Annotated in this window: 20 protein-coding genes; 1 reads left to right on the forward strand and 19 read right to left on the reverse strand. The window is 61.8% G+C overall.

The window, feature by feature from the left end; all coding sequences use genetic code 11:
* Window positions 1-22: 22 nt before the first annotated feature.
* The 16 genes from XalbCFBP2523_RS01010 to fliD all read right to left on the reverse strand — a co-directional run bounded on the left by XalbCFBP2523_RS01010 (window position 23) and on the right by fliD (window position 13837).
* A complete protein-coding gene (locus XalbCFBP2523_RS01010) occupies window positions 23-640 on the reverse strand; it encodes an acetyltransferase (RefSeq protein WP_045765680.1) in 618 nt (205 codons plus the stop codon).
* Window positions 637-1776, reverse strand: coding sequence for an aromatic ring-hydroxylating oxygenase subunit alpha (locus XalbCFBP2523_RS01015; RefSeq protein WP_045765681.1), 1140 nt, complete (start codon window positions 1774-1776; stop codon window positions 637-639). The genes XalbCFBP2523_RS01010 and XalbCFBP2523_RS01015 overlap by 4 nt, the downstream gene beginning before the upstream one ends.
* A gap of 24 nt (window positions 1777-1800) precedes the next feature.
* Window positions 1801-2448: a NeuD/PglB/VioB family sugar acetyltransferase gene (locus XalbCFBP2523_RS01020; RefSeq protein WP_045765682.1), complete on the reverse strand. Its 648-nt coding sequence runs from the start codon at window positions 2446-2448 to the stop codon at window positions 1801-1803.
* Window positions 2445-3206: an SDR family NAD(P)-dependent oxidoreductase gene (locus XalbCFBP2523_RS01025; RefSeq protein WP_045766700.1), complete on the reverse strand. Its 762-nt coding sequence runs from the start codon at window positions 3204-3206 to the stop codon at window positions 2445-2447. The genes XalbCFBP2523_RS01020 and XalbCFBP2523_RS01025 overlap by 4 nt, the downstream gene beginning before the upstream one ends.
* 14 nt (window positions 3207-3220) lie before the next feature.
* A complete protein-coding gene (locus tag XalbCFBP2523_RS01030; protein ID WP_045765683.1) occupies window positions 3221-3982 on the reverse strand; it encodes an SDR family NAD(P)-dependent oxidoreductase in 762 nt (253 codons plus the stop codon).
* 2 nt (window positions 3983-3984) lie between these two features.
* Window positions 3985-5025: a ketoacyl-ACP synthase III gene (locus XalbCFBP2523_RS01035; protein WP_045765684.1), complete on the reverse strand. Its 1041-nt coding sequence runs from the start codon at window positions 5023-5025 to the stop codon at window positions 3985-3987.
* Window positions 5026-5028: 3 nt separating this feature from the next.
* Window positions 5029-5253: an acyl carrier protein gene (locus tag XalbCFBP2523_RS01040; RefSeq protein ID WP_012915918.1), complete on the reverse strand. Its 225-nt coding sequence runs from the start codon at window positions 5251-5253 to the stop codon at window positions 5029-5031.
* Window positions 5250-6419, reverse strand: a complete 1170-nt coding sequence (locus tag XalbCFBP2523_RS01045) for a DegT/DnrJ/EryC1/StrS family aminotransferase (RefSeq protein ID WP_045765685.1) — start codon at window positions 6417-6419, stop codon at window positions 5250-5252. Before XalbCFBP2523_RS01045 ends, XalbCFBP2523_RS01040 begins: the two co-directional genes overlap by 4 nt.
* A gap of 289 nt (window positions 6420-6708) precedes the next feature.
* A complete protein-coding gene (locus XalbCFBP2523_RS01050) occupies window positions 6709-8196 on the reverse strand; it encodes a sigma-54 dependent transcriptional regulator (protein ID WP_045765686.1) in 1488 nt (495 codons plus the stop codon).
* Window positions 8193-8576 (reverse strand): response regulator, encoded by a 384-nt coding sequence (locus XalbCFBP2523_RS01055; protein WP_012915921.1) that lies wholly within the window; start codon window positions 8574-8576, stop codon window positions 8193-8195. Before XalbCFBP2523_RS01055 ends, XalbCFBP2523_RS01050 begins: the two co-directional genes overlap by 4 nt.
* Before the next feature lie 14 nt (window positions 8577-8590).
* On the reverse strand, window positions 8591-9991 hold the full coding sequence (gene rpoN / locus XalbCFBP2523_RS01060) for an RNA polymerase factor sigma-54 (protein WP_045765687.1): 1401 nt from the start codon (window positions 9989-9991) through the stop codon (window positions 8591-8593).
* Between the two features lie 270 nt (window positions 9992-10261).
* Window positions 10262-10894 carry a response regulator gene (locus XalbCFBP2523_RS01065; protein ID WP_012915923.1) on the reverse strand — a complete coding sequence of 211 codons (633 nt, stop codon included), beginning with the start codon at window positions 10892-10894 and terminating at the stop codon, window positions 10262-10264.
* Between the two features lie 91 nt (window positions 10895-10985).
* On the reverse strand, window positions 10986-11564 hold the full coding sequence (locus XalbCFBP2523_RS01070) for a PilZ domain-containing protein (protein WP_045765688.1): 579 nt from the start codon (window positions 11562-11564) through the stop codon (window positions 10986-10988).
* A complete protein-coding gene (locus XalbCFBP2523_RS01075; protein WP_045765689.1) occupies window positions 11561-11869 on the reverse strand; it encodes a hypothetical protein in 309 nt (102 codons plus the stop codon). The genes XalbCFBP2523_RS01070 and XalbCFBP2523_RS01075 overlap by 4 nt, the downstream gene beginning before the upstream one ends.
* Window positions 11866-12285, reverse strand: a complete 420-nt coding sequence (fliS, locus tag XalbCFBP2523_RS01080; protein WP_012915926.1) for a flagellar export chaperone FliS — start codon at window positions 12283-12285, stop codon at window positions 11866-11868. The genes XalbCFBP2523_RS01075 and fliS overlap by 4 nt, the downstream gene beginning before the upstream one ends.
* Window positions 12286-12442: 157 nt before the next feature.
* Window positions 12443-13837, reverse strand: coding sequence for a flagellar filament capping protein FliD (gene fliD / locus XalbCFBP2523_RS01085; protein WP_045765690.1), 1395 nt, complete (start codon window positions 13835-13837; stop codon window positions 12443-12445).
* Between fliD and XalbCFBP2523_RS17305 the strand changes: the two genes are divergently transcribed.
* Window positions 13806-13937 (forward strand): hypothetical protein, encoded by a 132-nt coding sequence (locus XalbCFBP2523_RS17305; protein ID WP_268989570.1) that lies wholly within the window; start codon window positions 13806-13808, stop codon window positions 13935-13937. The genes fliD and XalbCFBP2523_RS17305 overlap by 32 nt on opposite strands.
* Window positions 13938-14035: 98 nt before the next feature.
* On the opposite strand, the gene XalbCFBP2523_RS01090 is transcribed toward XalbCFBP2523_RS17305, so the two are convergent.
* The 3 genes from XalbCFBP2523_RS01090 to flgK form a co-directional block, all read right to left on the reverse strand.
* Window positions 14036-15220, reverse strand: coding sequence for a flagellin (locus XalbCFBP2523_RS01090; RefSeq protein ID WP_045765691.1), 1185 nt, complete (start codon window positions 15218-15220; stop codon window positions 14036-14038).
* Window positions 15221-15954: 734 nt separating this feature from the next.
* On the reverse strand, window positions 15955-17160 hold the full coding sequence (gene flgL / locus XalbCFBP2523_RS01095; RefSeq protein WP_045765692.1) for a flagellar hook-associated protein FlgL: 1206 nt from the start codon (window positions 17158-17160) through the stop codon (window positions 15955-15957).
* The gene (gene flgK, locus XalbCFBP2523_RS01100; protein WP_045757990.1) at window positions 17157-19031 is read right to left on the reverse strand and encodes a flagellar hook-associated protein FlgK; all 1875 of its coding nucleotides are present in this window, start codon (window positions 19029-19031) and stop codon (window positions 17157-17159) included. The genes flgL and flgK overlap by 4 nt, the downstream gene beginning before the upstream one ends.
* Window positions 19032-19036: the final 5 nt, after the last annotated feature.

Raw genomic sequence — 19036 nt, forward strand, 5'->3', positions numbered from 1 at the left:
AGCGTGCAACCACTGTGTGCTGTCAGCACAGAATCCGTGCTCCGTTCGGCATCAGCGCATCGTAAAAGCAACGGTCGGGCAATACCTCCGGGAGCATCCCAGGAAGCAACCATTCGCAATGCCGGCCGATCTTGCTGTCGCTGCGGGTCATGCTGGCGCTGCCCAGGGTACTGCCTTGGCCGATCTGAGTGCCGCGTCCAAGATGGACGCCGGCATGCAGTGTGGCGCAGGCGCCGATTCGTACATCCTGTTCGACAATCACCTGCCGTTCCAGCCAGGTACCCGCGCCGATGCTGCTGCCCGCCGCGAGATTGCAGCCAGGCCCCACGTACACATTGCCCATCAGCCGCACGCCGGCATCGAGATGCGCCTGCGGCCAGACCAGATCGATGGTGCGGTAGCCGGCCAGACGCACGTCGGCCAGCAGCTTGTGTCGGGACTGATTGACCGCCCGTTCGTCGAGCGCGACGAACACTTCAGTGTCCGCCGCCGCATGGCTAGTGTGCAGTTCGCTCAGGTCGAAGTTGTAGCGGTCGGAGGAGTGCAGCGCGAGGCTGACATGGACCAAACCACACGCCTGCGCGGTGCGTTGTGCTTGTTCCAGCGCGCTGCCGTCGCCGAGCAGCAGCAACGTTTTCATCGTGCTTCCTCCAGCACGTTGGTGCGGTACCACAGGTGCTGGCGGACCAGTTCGGTTTCGTAGTCGCCGTGCATGCTCGCTGGGGAATGGGGGCCGAGGTGCGCTTGCAGGCGTTCCAACACGGCGGTGTCCTCGGCGATGACCTGATGCTCGATGCGGATCAATGTACTCAGCAACGCAGTGAAATCGGTACGCTCGTTCTTGCGGCGCGCGGTAGCCACCCACAGGTGGTAGTCGGTTTCATTGGGCGAGATCGGGTCGTACTGCTGTAGCACGAAGGAGTCGCCGCGTACGCTGTAGAAGTTGACGTTCGGATAGACGAACCAGTTGTAGAACGCGGAATCCTCGCCATAGCGCTCGCACAGTGGGCGGTACCAATTGTCGTGGTCGGCCATCTCCGCCTTGGCAGGGAAACTCAGCGCATCGAGGGTAGGGGCGTGGCCTGCTTGCAGCAACTGCTCGACCACGGATGGCACTTCGGCCGGCCGTTCCACCTGAGCGGATGACTTGGGAGTGGCGGTCATCAGCGGATTGAAGGTCTTTGGATGGATGAACGGTAGATGGTTGTAGTCCTTCACGTTCTCCATGTTGAGCTTCCAGTTGTAGCGCACGCGATGGCAGCTGTAGATGATCTGCGAATCCAGGTGTGAGGACGCGACGCGTACGTTCTCCAGGAACTCCGGAGTAAATTGTTCCTCCAATGGCAACGGTTGTCCGGCCAGATTCACGAACAGCAGTTCACCGACCTGCTGCAGGTGCAGCTTGGTCAGGCAGATGCCGGCTTTTTCCTCTGCGGTGAATTGGTACAGGCCGGAATTGGGCAACCCACGCAGCTCGCCCTCGGCGCCGAACGACCAGGCATGGTACGGGCACACCAAGGGGCGTTTGCCGTGGGGTTCGCTCTGGATCGCCGATTGCCGGTGCGGGCATTGGTTGAGGAAGGCGCGGATGCCAGCGTCGGTGCGTTGCACCAGCACCGGCACGCCGGCGACCTGACGGGCGAAGAATTGGTTGCGCTCGCGCACCAGCGAGGCGAAGCCGACGAAGATCCATAGCCGACCGAATAGCCGTTGTTGCTCCAGGCGAAAGGTGTCCGGGCTGGTGTAGTGCGTGGCGTCGAGTGCGTGACGGGGCATGCGCGAGGATCCTGGTCGCCAGTATCAACGTTGGAAGATGACGCGCGCCGGATTACCGGCCACGGTGACCTGCGGCGACACATCCTTGACCACCACACTGCCGGCGCCGATCACCGCGCCATCGCCGATGGTGATCCCGGGGATCAGGGTGGAATGCGGGTGGATGACCACGTCGCTGCCGATGGTGACGCCGCCACCGACGAACACGAAGTTGCCGATCTGTACGTAGTCGCCGATGACCACGTCGTGGCCGATGATGGTGGTGGCGAGGATGGTGACGAACTCGCCGATGCGGCAGTCCGCGCCGATCGATACGCCGACTTCGAACAGGCTGCCGCGCCCGATCGCGGTGGGCGAGGCCTCGCGCAGGCGTGGGCGCAGCACCATGAAGTCCGCGCCGCGCGCCAGCAGTGGCTGGCTGTAGCGGCGGCGTGCGGCCGGCTCGCCGAGCGCGCACACGAACAGGTCGCCGGGGACTGGCGCGTAGCTATCCGGCTCGCCGACGATCGGCCAGGGGCTGGTCGTCGCCAAGGTGCTGCGGCTATCGAGGAAGCCCTTGATGTCCCAGGCGTGTCCGTAGGCCGGGTCGTCATGGCGGGCCATCGCCGCGATGCCGCGGCCGAAGCCGCCGGCGCCGATGATCAGCACGTGTTGAGGAGGGCTGTCATTCATGCGAATTCCACGCCGCCGTCCATGCTGAAGGCCTGTCCGGTCACCTTGCTGCTGGCGTCGGAGAGGAAGTACAGGCATGCCAGGGCCACGTCGTTGGGGGCGCCGATGCCGAGCGGATAGCGCTTGCGGCTTTCCTCGAACCAGGCCTTGTCCTCGTTGATCAACGAGGTTTCGACCAGGCCAGGGCACAGTGCATTCGCACGGATCTTGCGTCGCGCCAGTTCCAGAGCCAACGGCCGCAACATGCCGATCAGCGCGGCCTTGGAACCGGCATAGGGACCGACGCCGACGGTGCCGGTGAGCGCGGCAATGGAGGAGAGGAAGACGATGGAACCACCGGGACGCAGCGACTGGCGCGCGAGCAGATGCCGGGTGAGCATCGTCGGCGCGATGTAGTTGATCGTTATCACCTCGTTGAGGAAGCTCTCGCTGACCAGTTTCATCGGTGATAGGCCGCGGATGCCGGCGCTATGGACTACGCCGTCGAGCGGGCCGCTTTCGGTCGCCAGCCGTTGCACTGTGGCCGCATCGCTCAGGTCGCCGGCGAATACGCGGTGGCCTTCACCGGGTAATGTGTCCATGACGGCTTGCAGCCGCGCTGCGTCGCGCCCAGCGATGAGCAGGCGCGCCCCGGCGCTGACACAGGCCCTGGCCACGGCTTCGCCGATGCCCTTGGATGCGCCAGTGACCAGCACGGTCTTGTCGTGTACGCCGTAGAGCTCGCGCAGCAGTCCGGATGTCGCATCAGCAACGGACATGGGGTTCTCCAGGGTCATAGGCGGATCGGCAGGGAGATCCCGCCGTCGATGGTCAAGGTGCTGCGAGTAATCCAGCGGCTGGCGTCGGACAGCAGGTAGACGGCGCCGTTGGCGATATCGTTCGGGTCGATCCGTCCCAACGGAGTCAGCCCAATCTTGTCGTCCATGTCCGCGGTGCTGCCCAACCTGCTCAGCATCGGCGTGTCCACGTAGCCTGGGGCGATGCAGTTGGCGCGAATGCGATGTCTGGCATGTTCCAGCGCCAACGAGCGCACCGCGGCTTCCAGCGCCGCCTTGGATGCGCCGTAACCGGCGCTGGCCTGTGGTGCCGCACGTGCGGTCAAGGCGGACACGTACACCAGCGCCGCCCCCTCGTGCAGGCGGCGCTTGGCCAGCAACTGCTGTGTCAGCAGGATCGGCGCCAGGTAGTTCACCGCCAGCATCTGCTGCAAATGCTTTTCGGCGGCCATCCGGAACGGCACCAGCGCGGCAATGCCGGCGCACGAGGCCAGGCCGTGGTAACGCTCGGCGGCTTCAAGCAGGCGGGTGCGGGTCGCCTCCTCGGTCAGGTCGCCGGCGACCGTGCGGTGTTCGCTGCCGTGCAGGATGGAAGCCACCGCCTGCAGCCGCGTCTCGTCGCGTCCATTCAACACCAGCGTGGCCCCCAGCCGTGAGCATAAGGTGGCGACGGCTGCGCCGATGCCGGAGGAGGCGCCGGTCACTAGGATGGTCTTGCCCTTGAGTGCAAAGGCGTCTGTGTTTGCGGCAGGGGCCATACTCACGACTCGATCAAATCGGGAAACACGGCGCCCTCGATGTCCACCAGGCAGGTGCCCCACGACAGGCCGATGCCGAAGCCGCACAGCAGCACGCGCTTGCGGCCGGACTCCAGTTGCTTGTTGATCCGTGCGGTCATGGTGACCGGGAGCGAGGCGCCACTGGTGTTGCCGAAGTCGTGCAGGGTGGAGGGAACCTTGTCCGCTGGCAGGCCCAGCTTCTTGCGGATGGTCTCGTTGATTATCCGGTTGGCCTGGTGGAACACGAAGTAGTCGATCTGGTCCTTGGGCACGCCGCTGTAGTCGAGCAGTTTCTGCACTGCTGGCGGCACCCGCTGGGTGGAGAAACTGAGCACCGCCACCCCGTCCAGTTGCAAGTCCACGCCGCGGTGCCAGTAGTCGTTTTCGTCGGCACGGTAGGGCATCAGATGCTGTACCCCGATTGGCTCGCGATGCCCGCCCACCGGCAGGATGATCGCGCGGTGGCCGCTGCCATCGCTGTTGAGATCGAAGTACATCGGCGGCGCATTGGCGCTGAATTCCAGCGCGGTCGCGGTGCCGGAATCGGAAAAGATCGGATCGTCGAAGGTGGCGCTGCGGTCGCCGACCAGCAGCAGCCCTTTCTTGACCCCGCCGGAGGCGATCATTGCGCCAAGGAGATTGATCCCGAACGGATACGCCGAGCAGCCCAGGTTGACGTCGAAGGCGACGGTCGTGTGCGGCAAGCCGAGTCGGTCTTGCAGAATGATTGCGGTCGCCGGGACCGGATAGTCCGGCGATTGGGTGACCACGATCAGCGCATCGATGTCCTCGCGTTGCCACTGCAGTTGTTCCAGCAGCACCTGTGTTGCATCGAAAGCCAAATCGGAAAAGCACTGCCAATCCGCGGCCATGCGCCGGGTTTCGATGCCGATGTTGCGCACTAGCCGCTCGCGCTCGGAACGGATCTGCGGCCGGCAATCGGTCAGATTGGAGACGACCCGCTTCGGGACACAGGTCGCCATGCCGGCAAAACGCACGTTGTGCAGCGTGGACGTGGGCATGGACTATGCCTCGGCCAGCTGATAGAGATCGCCCACGGTGATGGCCGCAGTCAGGTGCTCGCCGGTGATGGTCTTGCCGTATTCCATATCGAACATCACGATGACCCCCAACGCCGCCAGCGAATCCCATTCGGGCAACGCCCGCAACACGGTTTCCAGGTTCACTTCGACCGGAGTCTGAAAATCCGTCGCAGACAGGAAGTTTTCGATAAATGCGGCTTGGCTCATGCTGTTTCCATGGAATTTGCGAAAGAGGAAGGGGTGTAACTGGACGTTGAAGCGGGTGCGATGTCGCCCGCCGCGGCGATCAGGTCGGCGATTGCGTCGACCTGTTCCGGAGTCAGACCGGGATAGATCGGCAGGCACAGGACCCGCTCGGACATCTGCCGGGCAACCGGCAGCCCTGCGGGGGCCGCCGAGGGCAGGCCGCGGTACATGGGAAAATCGCTGATCAGCGGGTAGAAATAACGCCGGACCACAATGCCGTGGCTGCGCATCAAGCGATGCAGGGCGTCGCGGTTCAATGGAAACGCCTCTTCGATGAGAATCGGGAACGAGGCGTAATTGGCCAGCCCTGGCGCACGTGGCGGCAGGCAGCGGACTCCAGGCACTTGCTCCAAGCGTCGCCGGTAATGCGTATCGATCGCGCCGCGCTGCGCCAGTGCGGCATCGATATGTTGCAGTTGCAGCAGGCCGAACGCGGCGTTGATCTCGCTCATCTTGCCGTTGATGCCGGTAGCGACCACGGTGGTTTCATCGACGAAACCGAAGTTCTTCAGCCGGCTGATGCGTTGGTACGTTTTCGCGTCCGGGCACACGATGGCGCCACCTTCGAAGGTGTTGAACACCTTGGTGGCATGGAAGCTGAGCACGCTCAGGTCGCCGTGACGCAGCAGCGAGCCTCCCGCGTCCTTGACCCCGAACGCATGCGCGGCGTCGTAGATGACCTTGAGGTTGTAGGTGTCGGCGATGCGCTCGATTGCTGCCGTGTCGCAGGGCGTGCCGTAGCAATGCACCGGCATGATTGCGGTGGTGTGCGGGGTGATCGCCGCCTCGATCTTGAGCGGATCCAGGTTCATCGTCAGTGGGTCGATGTCGACGAACACCGGCTTGATCCCTTTCCACAACAGGGCATGTGTAGTGGCGACGAACGAGTAGGGCGTGGTGATGACCTCGCCGGTGATGCGTAGCGCCTGCAGTGCGGTGAGCAAGGCCAGTGTGCCGTTGGTCAGTAGCGCCAGATGGCTGACGCCCAGGTAATCCGCCAGCGCTTTTTCCAGTGCCTGGTGCATGTCGCCACCGTTGGTCAGGATGCGACTGCGCCAGATCTTTTCCAGATACGGTACGAACTCCTCCAGGGGCGGCAGCAGCGGACTGGTGACGGGAATGGGCATGGTGGCCTGCCTGGCGACGGGTGGAGAATCCAAGGGCGCGGATGTATGCGACCGGTTCACTGCGAGGTGAAGCAAGCCATATGCCATTGATGCCTGTCCACTCTCTCCAGAACACACTGACACATGCGACAGGCATGCAGACCATGCCGCAGCTGGCCAGCGTCTGCTTGCGTAGACAATCCCTCTGGTGACAGCGTCTGGATGCCACGACGGCAAGTATTCCCAGGGGCGTGACGTGCCGATGCCGTCCCCACGGCGGCGTGTATCGGTGGCCGTCCCCTTGGTGGTATCAGCTGGCCAGTTCGGCCTGATCGCGGTCGATGCCGTATTTGCGCAGTTTTTCGACCAGTGTGGTGCGGCGAAGACCCAGCAACTGCGCTGCGTGCGCGACCACACCCTGGGTGCGCTCCAGCGCCTCGTTGATGAGCGCCAACTCGATGTTGGCCATGTGTCCGCGTAGATCCAGCCCGCTTTCCGGCAGCGTTGCAGCCACCTGCGTAGCCTGTGAGTACTCGCCATGCAGCTTGCCGCCGGTACGCAGGTCGACCACGTTGGGTAGCCGCCGTGGTTCCGTTGTCGTGATCGGCGACGGTGGCGCAGAGACGTCGATTGAGGAGGCGAAATCGCCGCGGTAACGCGCCGGCAAGTCCTGCACCCGCACCAGACTGCCCGGATGCAAGACCGCCAAGCGTTCGACCAGATTGGTCAATTCACGCACGTTGCCCGGCCACTCGTAGTTGCACAATGCTTGCAGCGCCTCTTCGGAAAAGCGTACCTCGCCGCGTCCAGTGCGTGCCAGTTGCGCGGCGATGGTGTGGACCAGCGCGGGCAGATCGTCGTTGCGTTCGCGCAGCGCCGGCATCTCGATCGGGAACACGTTGAGGCGGTAGAAAAGGTCTTCCCGGAATTGGTTGTCGGCGATGCGTTCTTCCAAGTTGCGGTGGGTCGCTGCGATCACCCGTACATTGCAGCGGATGGTGACGTTGCCGCCGACGCGCTCGAAGCTACGCTCCTGCAGTACGCGCAGCAGTTTGACCTGCATCGGCAGACTCATGTCGCCGATTTCGTCCAACAACAGCGTGCCGCCTTCTGCCATCTCGAAGCGACCCTTGCGCGCGCTCAGAGCGCCTGTGAAGGATCCTTTTTCGTGGCCGAACAGTTCGCTTTCCAATAGGTCTGGCGGGATCGCGCCGCAGTTGATCGCGACGAATGGGCCGTCGCAGCGCGGCGATTTCTGGTGGATTGCGCGGGCCACGACTTCCTTGCCGGTGCCGGATTCGCCGAGCACTAGGACCGTGGTGTCGAAGGCAGCCACTTGGTCGATCAGCCGCCGCAAAAGGGTGACCGCCTCGCTATTGCCGGTTGGCCCGTTGTCTTGTGCGGCGCCGGCCTGGTGCTCGGCATCCAAGCGTTTGAGGCTGGCGCGGCGCAATAGTGTCTCCAGTTGCGCATGGCGCAGCGGTGCTTCCAGTTGCCACACATTCGCCTCGTGCAGACCATGCCGTTGTGCGAACGCCTGGGCGTCGTCCTTGAGTAATAGCACTGGGGGTGGCAACGGACTGCGTGCGACCCAGCCGAAAAATGCATCGGCCTGCACTTGGTCCTCTAGCCCGCCGACCAGGATCGCCATCCACTCGGTCTGGCGGTGGCGACCAGGCTGGACGTCGGCGACATCGGTGACCCAGCGTGGGTTGAGATCCATGAATTCGAGCAGGCTGACAGTACGCTCGGCGCGTAAGGCGTCGTCATCGATCACCAGGATCCGCGATTCGCTCATGTCGGTACTCCTTCGGTACGTAGCCCCTCCAGGATCGGCATCACTTCCTGGATATAGGACAGCTTGCTGACGAAGTTGTCGGCCCCGGCACGCATGGCGTGCTCGCGGTGTTCGGCATCGTCGAAATGGCTGGCAATCACAATATAGGGTGCCTGGTCCTGTGTCTTGATCAGGCGGGTGGCCTGCAGTCCACCCATTTCCGGCATCGCCAGATCCATCAGCACCACTTGCGGGCGTAGCGACTCGGAACGTTCGATGGCTTCCAGGCCATTGGCGGCGCTGCCGATCACGTCCATCCATTCGAGCTTGCGGAAGTGGCGCATCGCGGCGTTGATGAAGCCCTCGTGGTCGTCGACCAGAAGTACGGACAATTTGTTCATGTGCGGTAGTTCCCTTAGCCTGTGCGGGCCAATAGCGGCTTGCTGCCGCGGCGGCGCTCGCGTGCCGGAGCGATATCCAATTGTTCACGATACTTGGCCACGGTACGCCTGGCCACGTTTACCCCCTGACGCGACAGTAGCGCAGCGATCGCCTCGTCGGCTAGCGGTCGGCTGCTTGGCTCGGATTCGATCAGCCGTCGCACCATCGCGCGCACCGCCTGACCGGACACCGCCGCGCCTTCCAGGCGCACGGCGAAGAAGTGCTTCAGCTCGAAGGTGCCGCGCGGCGTTTGTAGATATTTTCCGGTGGTGATCCGCGAGACGGTGGACTCGTGCATGCCGATCGCATCGGCCACTTCTTTCAGGGTCAGTGGCGCCATGGCCTCTTCGCCCTTGTTCAGAAATGCGGCTTGACGTTCGACGATGCTACGCGTGGTGCGAAGCAGGGTCTCGTAGCGCATCGACAGGCCGCGGGTCAGCCAGCGGGCCTCTTGCAGCATTTCGCGCAGCGGCTGCGCCGCCTCGCCGGCCTCGGCCAGGGCGCGCTCGTGCATGGGATTGATATTGACACGATGGGTGGTTGCCGGGTTCAGTGCCACACGCCAGCTGCCGTCGGCTTGCCAGGCGACCACGTCTGGGATCACATGGCCAAGATCCTGCGGTTGCAGGCTGTCACCGGGGCGCGGTTGCAGCGACAGGATGAGCCGGACCGCCGCGCGGACATCTTCGGCTTCAGCGTCGAGCTTGCGTGCCAGCAGTGCGTAGTCGTGGCTGGCCAGCAGGTGCAGGTCGCCATCGAGGATGCGCGCGGCCAAATGGCGGCCGGGGACTGGACCCGGCAGATCGTGCAGTTGTACGTGCAAGCACTCGCGCAAATCGCAGGCGGCCAGTCCGGCGGGATCGCCGTGCAGCAGGCGCTGGCGCGCCGTTTCCACCTGCGCGGCGGACAGATCCAGGCGCGCGCATGCGAGTAGGGTCAGCGTGTCCAGCGCGTCGTCGAGGTAACCGGCATCGTCGCAGTGCTCCAGCCAGAACGCGGCTGCTTCAATCTCGCGCGGGGGCAATTCCAGCGCCAGCCGTTGCAGTACGCGCAGGTGCGGGTCGCTGGACTCGCCAGCAGCGATGTGTTGCAGGCGGTCGTCTTCGCCTTCGTTCCAGCCCGTGGCCGGGACATCCCACATCGAGGATTCCGGTAATTCGTCGAATGCCGCAGTTTGCAGGATCGCTTCGACCCCGGTCTCTGCTTCGGTCTCCGCTTCGGGTTCTTCCAGTTCCAGCAGCGGATTGTTTTCCAGCGCGCGTCGGATCTCCATTTCCAATTGCAAACCATCGAGCTGCAGCAGTCGGATCGACTGCAAGAGTTGCGGTGTCAGATGCAGTTGTTGGCCCAATTGGGCGGAAACGGTCGGCTTCATGCGAACTTCCTCGGCTCGACGCAAAACCTTCAGCGCCTATGGAATGCATAGTGCTTGCCATCCGACGGTAACAGAATCAGGGGGTTTCTGAGCGAAGTGGTCAAATTCCTGACGGCATGTAGGGGAAATCCTGACAGACTTGTCAGGAACGTCGGACTGTCGACGGTGTCAAGCCAGACGGGGCGGAGAGCCGACGGTGTGGTGCCGTCGTTCACCGGGTACAGGCAAACGTCATGCCAGCGCCAGGTGTCGGGATGACGTCACGACGGTTCAGATCAACTCGTTCTGGTGGCGCGCGGCCAGCAACACCAGATCGTTGGCACGCCTGCAACCGAGCGATTCCATCATCCGCGCGCGATGGGTTTCCACGGTCTTGACGCTGATGCCCAGGTCCGATGCGATTTCTTTATTGCTTTGACCGCGACCGATCTGGCGCAGGATCTCGCGTTGCCGTGGCGAGAGTGCGGCAATGCCGACTGGGCGTTCGCGCCCGAGCATCGGCGCGATCATTTTGGAGGAAATCTGCGGGCTCAAGAACATCTGGTTCGCATTGGCCGCGCGCAGCGCTAGTTCCAATTCCAATGGCGCGGCGTCCTTGACCACGAAGCCGGTGGCGCCGCGGTCCAGCGCATCACGCACGTGTACCGGGTCATCGTGCATGGACATCATCACCACACGGGTTTTAGGCGCGCTGTGCAGGACATCGGTGAGCGCATCCAAACCGCTGCGTCCGGGTAGGGAAAGATCCATCAGTACCAGATCGGGGCGATGTAGGACCGTGAGGTCCAGCGCCTGCTGGGCATTACTGGCCTCGGCGACCACATCGACGTCCGCGAACGTCTGTAGCAGCCGGCTCAGGCCAGCACGTACCAGGGTGTGATCGTCGACTATGATGACTCGCACGGTGCAAGATCCTTCTTTCAGGAATCGCACATTAGCCCAGTCGGTGGCTGCCGCCAACCTTGCCGGGGTGCAGTGGGCAGGTGGCGCCTGCTCAGCGGGCACGTTTGCTGTCGGCGATCTGTCGGCGGTGCAGGCGAAACAGATGACGTTCCATCGCTTCTTCCATGCTTGGCGGTTGTGTCTCGAATTGTAGCCAGAGATGGAAACGGCCCGAGTCAGTGGCTTCGTCCAGGACCTGTACCGGCAGTTCCAAGTGATCGGGCAGCCAGTCGGACGGTTGCAGCCGGAGCAGGCCTGCAGCCCCCGCGAGGGCGCCAGAGTGCTTCCCCAACTCCAGCCGGATACCGCGCCGCGACCAACGCAATGGGCGCAGCGGCAGTGTGTCTTCGTGTTGCCGGGCCAACCGGCCAAGCAGTACCAGCATCAGGTCGAGCTTGGCGTCCATGCGCTGCAAGTGCAGGGAGGCTTCGCCGCGCTCGTCGCTACCGTCCTCTGCACGCAGATCCTCGACCTGGGCGAGTCCTCTCAGTAGCGTTTCGGCTGCGCCCAAGCGGCCAATGCCGGGCCCGAGCAGAAAGTCGGCAGGTAATGTCAGTTCGCAGCTCAGGGTATCGTGGAACAGTTCGGTCTCGGCACGATGGTGCAAGGTGCCGTCGGACACGCCGTTCATCTCAGTAATCCAGCTTGCGAATATAAGCGGGTGGCATTGTTGAAATAGCGATTGGCGCGTAGCCAAGCGGCAGCCTCGTCGCGTAACTGAACCATCTGCGCGGTCACAGCTTGTTGCCGTTGCAGCAGTTTTTGCAATGTTTCACGCGAGATGTCCGCGCCGTCCTGTTGCAGATATTGCTGAAGTTGCTCCGCGTGATCGGTGACAATGCGCTCGGCAAGGGCATGTTCGTCGGTCTTCAGCACCTGCTGCAACTGGGTCAGTTGGGCATGCAACGAGGCGATGCTGATGGTTGGAGTACTCATGCCACAGCGGCCTCAGTCAGTTCCCGCTGTTGCACCGGAATGGCGTTCCAGGCGCCGCTGATCTCGCTGAGCAATTCCAACGATTCGATCAGCGCGCTTTCGTCGTTATGCAGGTTGGCTTCGGTCAGTCGGCGCATCACGTAATCGTACAGAGCCGAGAGGTTGTTGGCGATCTCACCGCCAGCTTGATGATCGAGCGAGCCGTTGAGATGGCTGACGATGGCGCAGGCCTGGCCGATCGCCTTGCCTTTGCGCGCTTGGTCGCCTTGTGCCATGGATGCCTGTGCTTGGCGGATACGCTGGCAGACACCATCGAACAACATCGCCACCAGCTTGTGCGGGTTCGCATCGGTAATGCTGGTGGAGATGCTCATCTTGCGATACTGCTCGGCACATTGGCGACTGGAACCATACATATGAAACTCCCTCAAGTGACCTATTGCATCGCATTGTCACCGTTGACGGCAAAGATGCCGCTGCGGTTGCATGCTGCCAGTCCGAAATGACTGTTGCTACTAAATAATATATCGGCTGGAATGCATGTGGACTTGAGCTTTTTTGACGCGATTTTCATTATCCAAATTGTTGGGCAAGGCTGCTTTGAATGGATTGCATTTGTGCGACGAGTGTATTCATTGCGCTGAATCTGGCAGTGTACTGGTCGCTCAGCGTCGACATGCGTTTGTCCAGGTCGCTGAGTTGATCGGTCAGGTCGCTGATGTGCTTGTTGAGCGCGTTGGTGCGTTGTGTCAGTGTCCCGTTGGTCCCGTCCAGATTGCCGTTGAGCAGGGTGTTCATCCCTGAGGTGAAGCTGCCATTGGCGCCGAACATGCTCTTGGCCGAAGCAGAGTTGCTGGCCATCGCGCTGTCGAACTTGCCGCTGTCGAAGCTCATCACGCCGTCCTTGTCGATGGTGACCCCTAGCGCGCCGAGGGCGGTGATGTTGTCGCTGACCTGCTTGCGTAATGATTGCTGCAGCCCACGCACCATCGCATCGCCGGTCAACGGGGAGGATGTCTTGGTGGTTGCATTGTAGTCGCTGGAGGAGTTCAGCACGGTATTGGTTGCGTTGTAAGCACTGACGAGGGCAGTCAAATTTCCCTTCAACGCGCTGTTGTCGTTGGCGATGTTGAGTTTGAACGTGCTGCCCGGAATGGCCTTGGTCAGGTTCAGGACGACGCCAGGGGCTAGATCGGCGATGGAGTTGCTGCTGGAGGTGCGTGTAAAACCGTCGACGCGCACGACCGCGTTGGTGGCGGCGGTATTCTGGGTCATGCCACTGGCGCTACTACTACTACTACTACTACTACTACTGCTACTACTGCTACTACTGCTACTACTGCTACTGCTTGGATAGGTTAATGCGGCCAGACCGCCGTCGCCACCAGAAGCGGTGACGGTCAATGCGCCTGCCGTTCCGGTACTTACCGCATTGAGGACCAGGTGGTTGCCATCGTCGGCGTTGACCACGCTGGCGCTCACACCTTTGCCCCCGGCGGCCTTGTTGATCGCCGCGGCGATATCGTTGAGTGTGCTGCCTGGGACGATGGTGACATTGAGCGAGTTAGTGCCATAGGCGATCGTCAATGTGCCGTTACCGACCGTCGCGGTGCTGGCATAAGCCGCCGAGGTTAGCTTTTGCGCTTGCGCCAAACTGACCACTTCAACGTTGTAATTGCCCGCAGTGGCGTTCGAGGTGACGCTGGCGGTATACCCGGCGCCATCGGCGACAGTGGCATTGAACGCGCCGGTATCGGCGCTGGTGGAGAGGGATTTGATCGCGGTCTGCAGATTGGACATCGCGCCCTTGATCGTCCCTAGTGCCGAGAGTTGTGCAGTCGATGCGGTGCCGTCTTTGTTGATCCGGTCTTGCTGGGGCGCGCGCTCTTGGGCGACCAGATTGGCGACGAAGGTGGGAATGTCCAGGCCAGAGCCGATGGACGACATGATTGAAGAAGTAGCAGCCATGGTGGCCTTCCTTACGGTGACTGGCACAGGAATGGCCAGCGCTTGGGAGAACTATCGGCAGGCGACGTCGATGCTTGAGTGTCTTGTCTACAATTTGTGATTGTCGGGATGTGGAAGCAATTTTTGTGCCATCAATCCGCAGGTAAAAAAAAGCCCACCCTTGCGGGTGGGCCTGATGTGACTTGTATATCGCTTTGCTTAGCCTTGCAGCAAGCTCAGCACGCTCTGCGGAGCAGACTTGGCCTGTGCCAGCATCGCGGTACCGGCCTGCTGCAGAATCTGCTCGCGGGTCAGATCGGCGGTTGTCTTGGCGTAGTCGGTATCGATGATGCGGCTGCGCGATGCCGACAGGTTCTCCGAGGCCGAGCTCAGGTTGGCGATGGCGGAGGTAAAGCGGTTCTGGACCGCACCCATGTCGGCACGCGAGGAGTTCACCGCTTTCAACGCGTTGTCGACGATGCTCAGCGCCTTCTGCGCACCGTCAAAGGTGCTGATGTCCAGATCCTTCACGTAGTTCGTACTGCCTGCCGCGGCGGTGGCAGCGGTAATGCCTGCATTGCTGAAGGTGATGCCGGTGGCGCCAGTGGCGGAGCCCGCGGTGAACGAGAAGTCCTGGCCACCCTTGATCGATTCCAGCTTCAGCGCGCCGGAGGTGCTGTCGACCGAGGCGTAGACGCCGGTCTGGTCCATCTTGTTGTTGATCGCGGCGGCGATCTTGGTGGACACATCGGAACCGACGTCGCCAGTGGCCACGCTGACGCTATCGATGTTGATGCCGTTGACAACCATACCGGAGAAGCTGCCGCTGGCTGTCGCGGTGCCGGAGGCCAACGCGGCCGAACCGGTCTGGGTGGCGGCGAAGCCGGTCTTGCCCAGCACATTGATGTTGGCATCGACGATCGTGTTGATGCCGATGGTCTGGCCGGCGTTGGCGCCGACCTGGAACAGTGCGCCGGTGAATGACCCGTTCAGCAACTTGGTGCCGTTGAAGTCGGTCTGGTTGGCGACGCGGTCGATTTCCGAGGTCAGCTGAGTGACTTCCGCGTTGAGCGCCTGACGGTCGTTGGTGGAGTTGGTGGCGTTGGCTGATTGCACCGCCAGCTCGCGGATGCGTTGCAAGTTGTTGCCGATTTCGACCATCGCGCCTTCGGCGGTCTGCGCCAGCGAGATGCCATCGTTGGCGTTGCGCCCAGCGACGTTCAGGCCGTTGATCTGGGTAGTGAAATTCTCGCCGATATTAATGGCGGCAGCGTCGTCCTTGGCGCTGTTCACTCTCTTACCTGTCGACAACTGTTGAATCGTCGTCGCCAGGTTGGCGCTGTTCAGATTGAGGTTGCGCTGAGCATTCAGCGACATAATATTGGTGTTAATTACTTGTGCCATTTTGATATCTCCTCTAAGCGATTTATCCGGCAACCCATCGGTGCCTGGAGCCTCCGCAGGGGGGCCATCAATTGGCCTTTGCCGCTGCTGAGGTAAATAACGGCGGCGTGATGGCAAGCTTTAGCGATTTGCTGCGGAAAACATGCTGATCCAAATGGAATAGGTAGTTCGGGCGTTTGGCGAAGAGCTTGTTTCGGCAGCAGTTCGACGAACTTTAGCGATCCATGCGGATTGTTTGTGACGCTGGTTGCAATGACGATCTTTGTATAACGGTTACAGCATCTGGATACGTTACCGGGTTCCCATTTTTTCCATATACGAGTTGAAGTGCATTAAAGCGCGATCTTGAACCATGTATAAACATGTGGGTGGATGTCGGCCTGGATCGGGGCCGTACCAGCCTGGACACGCACAGTGAAAGAGTGGACATCGGGGCGAATCCGATTGGGCGCGGCAAGCAAGGCGACACACCACATCGCCCGATGATTGCCCTTCACGACGATTCCCTGGGTGCTAGGTATTGCCGAAGTCAAACGGCATGACTCGGGAGAGTTCGCCAAACAGGTCGATGCACTGCCGCCTAGGGGCTTGGAAAAATGTGACGAATGCAGCGGTCGCGGGCTGGGCCGCACGGCGTCAGTCCGGCGATATCGAGCGCTGCCCCCATTCACTCAGGTAGCGCGGCGGAGGCATCCCACGCAACAACGCCCAGGGGGCGGCGCGATGATCGTGCCTCAGCGGATCATGTTGAACAGCGACATCGACTGCATCTGGGTGAAGATGGTCTGCGCCGCTTTCAACGCGGATTGTTCCAGTTGGTACTTGGAGATGGCATCGGCGTAGTCCAGGTCGCGTACCGAGGACAGTGAAGTTTTCAGCGAGACATCGTTGGCAGAGCGCAGATCGCTTGCATTGTCGATCGCCGCCAACTGCGCGCCGCCAGAAGCGCGTGCAGCGCTTATCTTCGAGGTTGCCTGACTGATGTCGCGCATTGACGATTGCAGCGCGTTCTGCAGCGCGGCCTTGCCGGTCGGTGTGACCGGATCGGTGTTCAGCACGTTGACCAAGTCATTGATGGTGGAAAACACATCCTTGTTGGTCGAGGGGCCGATCTGGAAACTGTCGCCAGCGGCGGGGGCGCCGTCCAAGTGCATGTTCAGACCAGCAAAATTAAGGGTTTCACCAGCTGTGTAGGTGCCGGTATTGATCACGGTACCGCTGCTGTCTTTCACCTGGTAGGTGTTGGGGTCGCTGAACACCACGCTATAGCTGCTCCCGTTCCACCCCGGACTGCTGCCGTCGCGGCTGAAGTCCAGCAGTAGGCCGGTGCCGGTATTACTGCCACCTGCGTGCGCATCGACGCTGCCGTCGCCGGTGCGGACACGCATGAAGATCTCGCTGCCGGGCAGCGTGTCGCTGACCTTGGTATCCGGCGCGACCTCCACACTGCGCTGGGTCTGGTTGCCATTGTAGACGGCCTGGCCGCCCACGACGGTGAATGGCGGATTGCCGTCTGCCGTGCCACCGAACAGGTAGCGACCGGATCCGTCGGTGCTGTTGGACAGGCTGAGCAGGCTGTCATGCAGTGTCTTGAGTTCCGAGGCGATCGCTTGGCGGTTGGAGGTATTCAAAGCCCCGCTGTTGGCCTCCACGGTCAGATCATTAACGCGGGCCATCAGGTTGCCGGCCTGGGATAGCGCATTCTCTTGGAGGTTGAGTCGGTTCTGCACGATGTTGGCGTTTTGGCCGAACTGGGCAAGCGCGGCGTCCGCGCGATCCATGGTGACCGCGGTGCCAAAGGCGACCGGGTCGTCGGCGGCGGTGACCAGGCGCTGTCCGGTGGACAACTGCTGTTGCAGGTGTGCGATCCTGCCTTGCTTGTCCAGCATCGTGTTGAGGGACTGGTTGTATATCATTCCGCTAGAGATACGAGTACTCATCGGATCGCACTCAGAATGGATTGAAACATCGTGTCTGCGGTGGAAATGATATGCGAAGCCGCTTCATAGGCCTGTTGTAGCTGCAGCATGTTCGCCGCCTCCTCGTCGAGATTCACCCCGGAAAGCGAATCGCGTGCATCCTGAGCATTGCTCTGGATCACATTTTGTGCATCGGATGAATATTGCGCCTGACGCGCTGCCGAACCGATGGTGGTGCTCAGTCCGGAGACCGCGCCGTTGAGGGTGATGGTACCGCCGTTGAGCGCTTTGGCATCGTCCAAGTGAGAGAGCAGTTGGGCGTTGCCGTTGTCGCTGGAGCCGGGACCAGTCGGGCTGACCGCGAAGCTGTCGCCGGAGGAGGGCTTGCCGTCCAGGGTCAAGCTCCAGCCGTTGGCGCTGATGGTTTGCCCGGCGGTGTAGGCAAATGGCCCGGTCCCATCGATGGTGTAATGGGTGGCATCGACGAACGCGATGTTGGACGGCGTCAACAGGTTGGCGTTCGTGGCATCCACCGCCTGCACTTTGCTGACGATGCCGGTTCCTTGGTTGCTCAGGCTGACCGTGGCCTTGATCGGTGTGGCCGCCGCGATGCGCGAGGGATCGGTGATGGCGACGGACAAGTTATTGATGGCATTGGCGGTGGGCTGCAGCAGGAATTTGTCTCCCGCTGCGGCGGTACCTGAAACTTGTAAGGACACGCCATTCACCACGAACGGATCGGCGCTGGTGCCGCTGCCGGTCATGGCCACGCTCGCCCCGGTATCGGCGCGGCTGGCGCTCCACGTGCTGCCGTTGTAACTGAGCAGTAGATTCTGCCCGTCGAGCTTGCTCACATCACTGACGTTGGCGGTGAACGCCGCATTGCCGGTATTGGCGCTGTTGCCGTCCACGGTCGGTGGGGGCAGGTTGAAGAAATTGCCGCCCATCTGGCCGTACAGGTCCATGCCGGCTTTGTGCTGCTGGTTGTAGCTGCTGGCCAGACCGGTGGCGATGCGGCCCAACTCGGCCGTGGTCGGATCCAACACCGAACTGCGGAATTCCAGGTAGCCGCCGATCTTTCCGCCAAGCGCCTGGCTGCTCAGCGGGGTCGAGCCACCAGGGGTCTTCAGCGCGATCTGCAGCCGCTGCGGTTGGTAGGGATCCTGTGTCGTCACCAGGACCGACGCGGTGGTGCCGACCACCATCGCCTGGCCGCCAGCGGTGTAGACGTTCATCATCCCGCCGTCTTGCTGGACCACGCTGCCGCCGGTATAGCTGACCAGTTGGCTGATCAGCTGATCGCGGTGATCCAGCAAATCCGGCGAGGCATCGGTGGCGTTGCTGCCGATCTGGCCGTTGATCTTGGCGATCTCGGTGGCCAGGTCGTTGGCCTCGGTGGTGCCCGACACCAATCCACCGTTAACTTCGTTGTTGAGCGAATCGATCTGGCCGTTGAGTTGCTTGAATCGGGTAACCAGCGCATTGCCACTGTCGAGCAAGTTCTGTCGGTTAGCGGTGGTGGGGGCGCTGGAGGACAAACTGCTGGTGGCGTCGAAGAAGTTCGACCACGGCCCGGCGATGCCGGTGGCCTTGTCGGAAAAAACGCTATCGACGCGGCTGGACATGTCCGATAACTGCTTCAGTCGTGCCGCTTCGCCGGTGCTATCGAACAGGCGCGAGATCGCCAACTGGTCGGCAACGCGGGAGATATCGCTGATGTGGGTGCCATTGCCGACGTAGTAGTTGCCGAACTGATTCGGCACGTTAGTGGCGAAACTGGCGCGCTGCCGGCTGTAGCCATTGGTATTGGCGTTGGCGACGTTGTGACTGACGGTTTGCAGTGCGCGCTGGAAAGCGAGCAGTGCGCCGGTACCGGTGGACATGACGGACATGGATG

The sequence above is a fragment of the Xanthomonas albilineans genome (genome assembly GCF_002939705.1).
In the GTDB taxonomy this organism is placed as follows: Bacteria; Pseudomonadota; Gammaproteobacteria; order Xanthomonadales; family Xanthomonadaceae; genus Xanthomonas_A; species Xanthomonas_A albilineans.

Bases quoted from the DNA above. Each gene is read 5' to 3' on its own strand.
- XalbCFBP2523_RS01010 (WP_045765680.1), bottom strand. From the start codon at position 640: ATGAAAACGTTGCTGCTGCTCGGCGACGGCAGCGCGCTGGAACAAGCA.
- XalbCFBP2523_RS01015 (WP_045765681.1), bottom strand. From the start codon at position 1,776: ATGCCCCGTCACGCACTCGACGCCACGCACTACACCAGCCCGGACACC.
- XalbCFBP2523_RS01020 (WP_045765682.1), bottom strand. From the start codon at position 2,448: ATGAATGACAGCCCTCCTCAACACGTGCTGATCATCGGCGCCGGCGGC.
- XalbCFBP2523_RS01025 (WP_045766700.1), bottom strand. From the start codon at position 3,206: ATGTCCGTTGCTGATGCGACATCCGGACTGCTGCGCGAGCTCTACGGC.
- XalbCFBP2523_RS01030 (WP_045765683.1), bottom strand. From the start codon at position 3,982: ATGGCCCCTGCCGCAAACACAGACGCCTTTGCACTCAAGGGCAAGACC.
- XalbCFBP2523_RS01035 (WP_045765684.1), bottom strand. From the start codon at position 5,025: ATGCCCACGTCCACGCTGCACAACGTGCGTTTTGCCGGCATGGCGACC.
- XalbCFBP2523_RS01040 (WP_012915918.1), bottom strand. From the start codon at position 5,253: ATGAGCCAAGCCGCATTTATCGAAAACTTCCTGTCTGCGACGGATTTT.
- XalbCFBP2523_RS01045 (WP_045765685.1), bottom strand. From the start codon at position 6,419: ATGCCCATTCCCGTCACCAGTCCGCTGCTGCCGCCCCTGGAGGAGTTC.
- XalbCFBP2523_RS01050 (WP_045765686.1), bottom strand. From the start codon at position 8,196: ATGAGCGAATCGCGGATCCTGGTGATCGATGACGACGCCTTACGCGCC.
- XalbCFBP2523_RS01055 (WP_012915921.1), bottom strand. From the start codon at position 8,576: ATGAACAAATTGTCCGTACTTCTGGTCGACGACCACGAGGGCTTCATC.
- rpoN (WP_045765687.1), bottom strand. From the start codon at position 9,991: ATGAAGCCGACCGTTTCCGCCCAATTGGGCCAACAACTGCATCTGACA.
- XalbCFBP2523_RS01070 (WP_045765688.1), bottom strand. From the start codon at position 11,564: ATGAACGGCGTGTCCGACGGCACCTTGCACCATCGTGCCGAGACCGAA.
- XalbCFBP2523_RS01075 (WP_045765689.1), bottom strand. From the start codon at position 11,869: ATGAGTACTCCAACCATCAGCATCGCCTCGTTGCATGCCCAACTGACC.
- fliS (WP_012915926.1), bottom strand. From the start codon at position 12,285: ATGTATGGTTCCAGTCGCCAATGTGCCGAGCAGTATCGCAAGATGAGC.
- XalbCFBP2523_RS17305 (WP_268989570.1), top strand. From the start codon at position 13,806: ATGGACGACATGATTGAAGAAGTAGCAGCCATGGTGGCCTTCCTTACG.
- fliD (WP_045765690.1), bottom strand. From the start codon at position 13,837: ATGGCTGCTACTTCTTCAATCATGTCGTCCATCGGCTCTGGCCTGGAC.
- XalbCFBP2523_RS01090 (WP_045765691.1), bottom strand. From the start codon at position 15,220: ATGGCACAAGTAATTAACACCAATATTATGTCGCTGAATGCTCAGCGC.
- flgL (WP_045765692.1), bottom strand. From the start codon at position 17,160: ATGAGTACTCGTATCTCTAGCGGAATGATATACAACCAGTCCCTCAAC.
- flgK (WP_045757990.1), bottom strand. From the start codon at position 19,031: ATGTCCGTCATGTCCACCGGTACCGGCGCACTGCTCGCTTTCCAGCGC.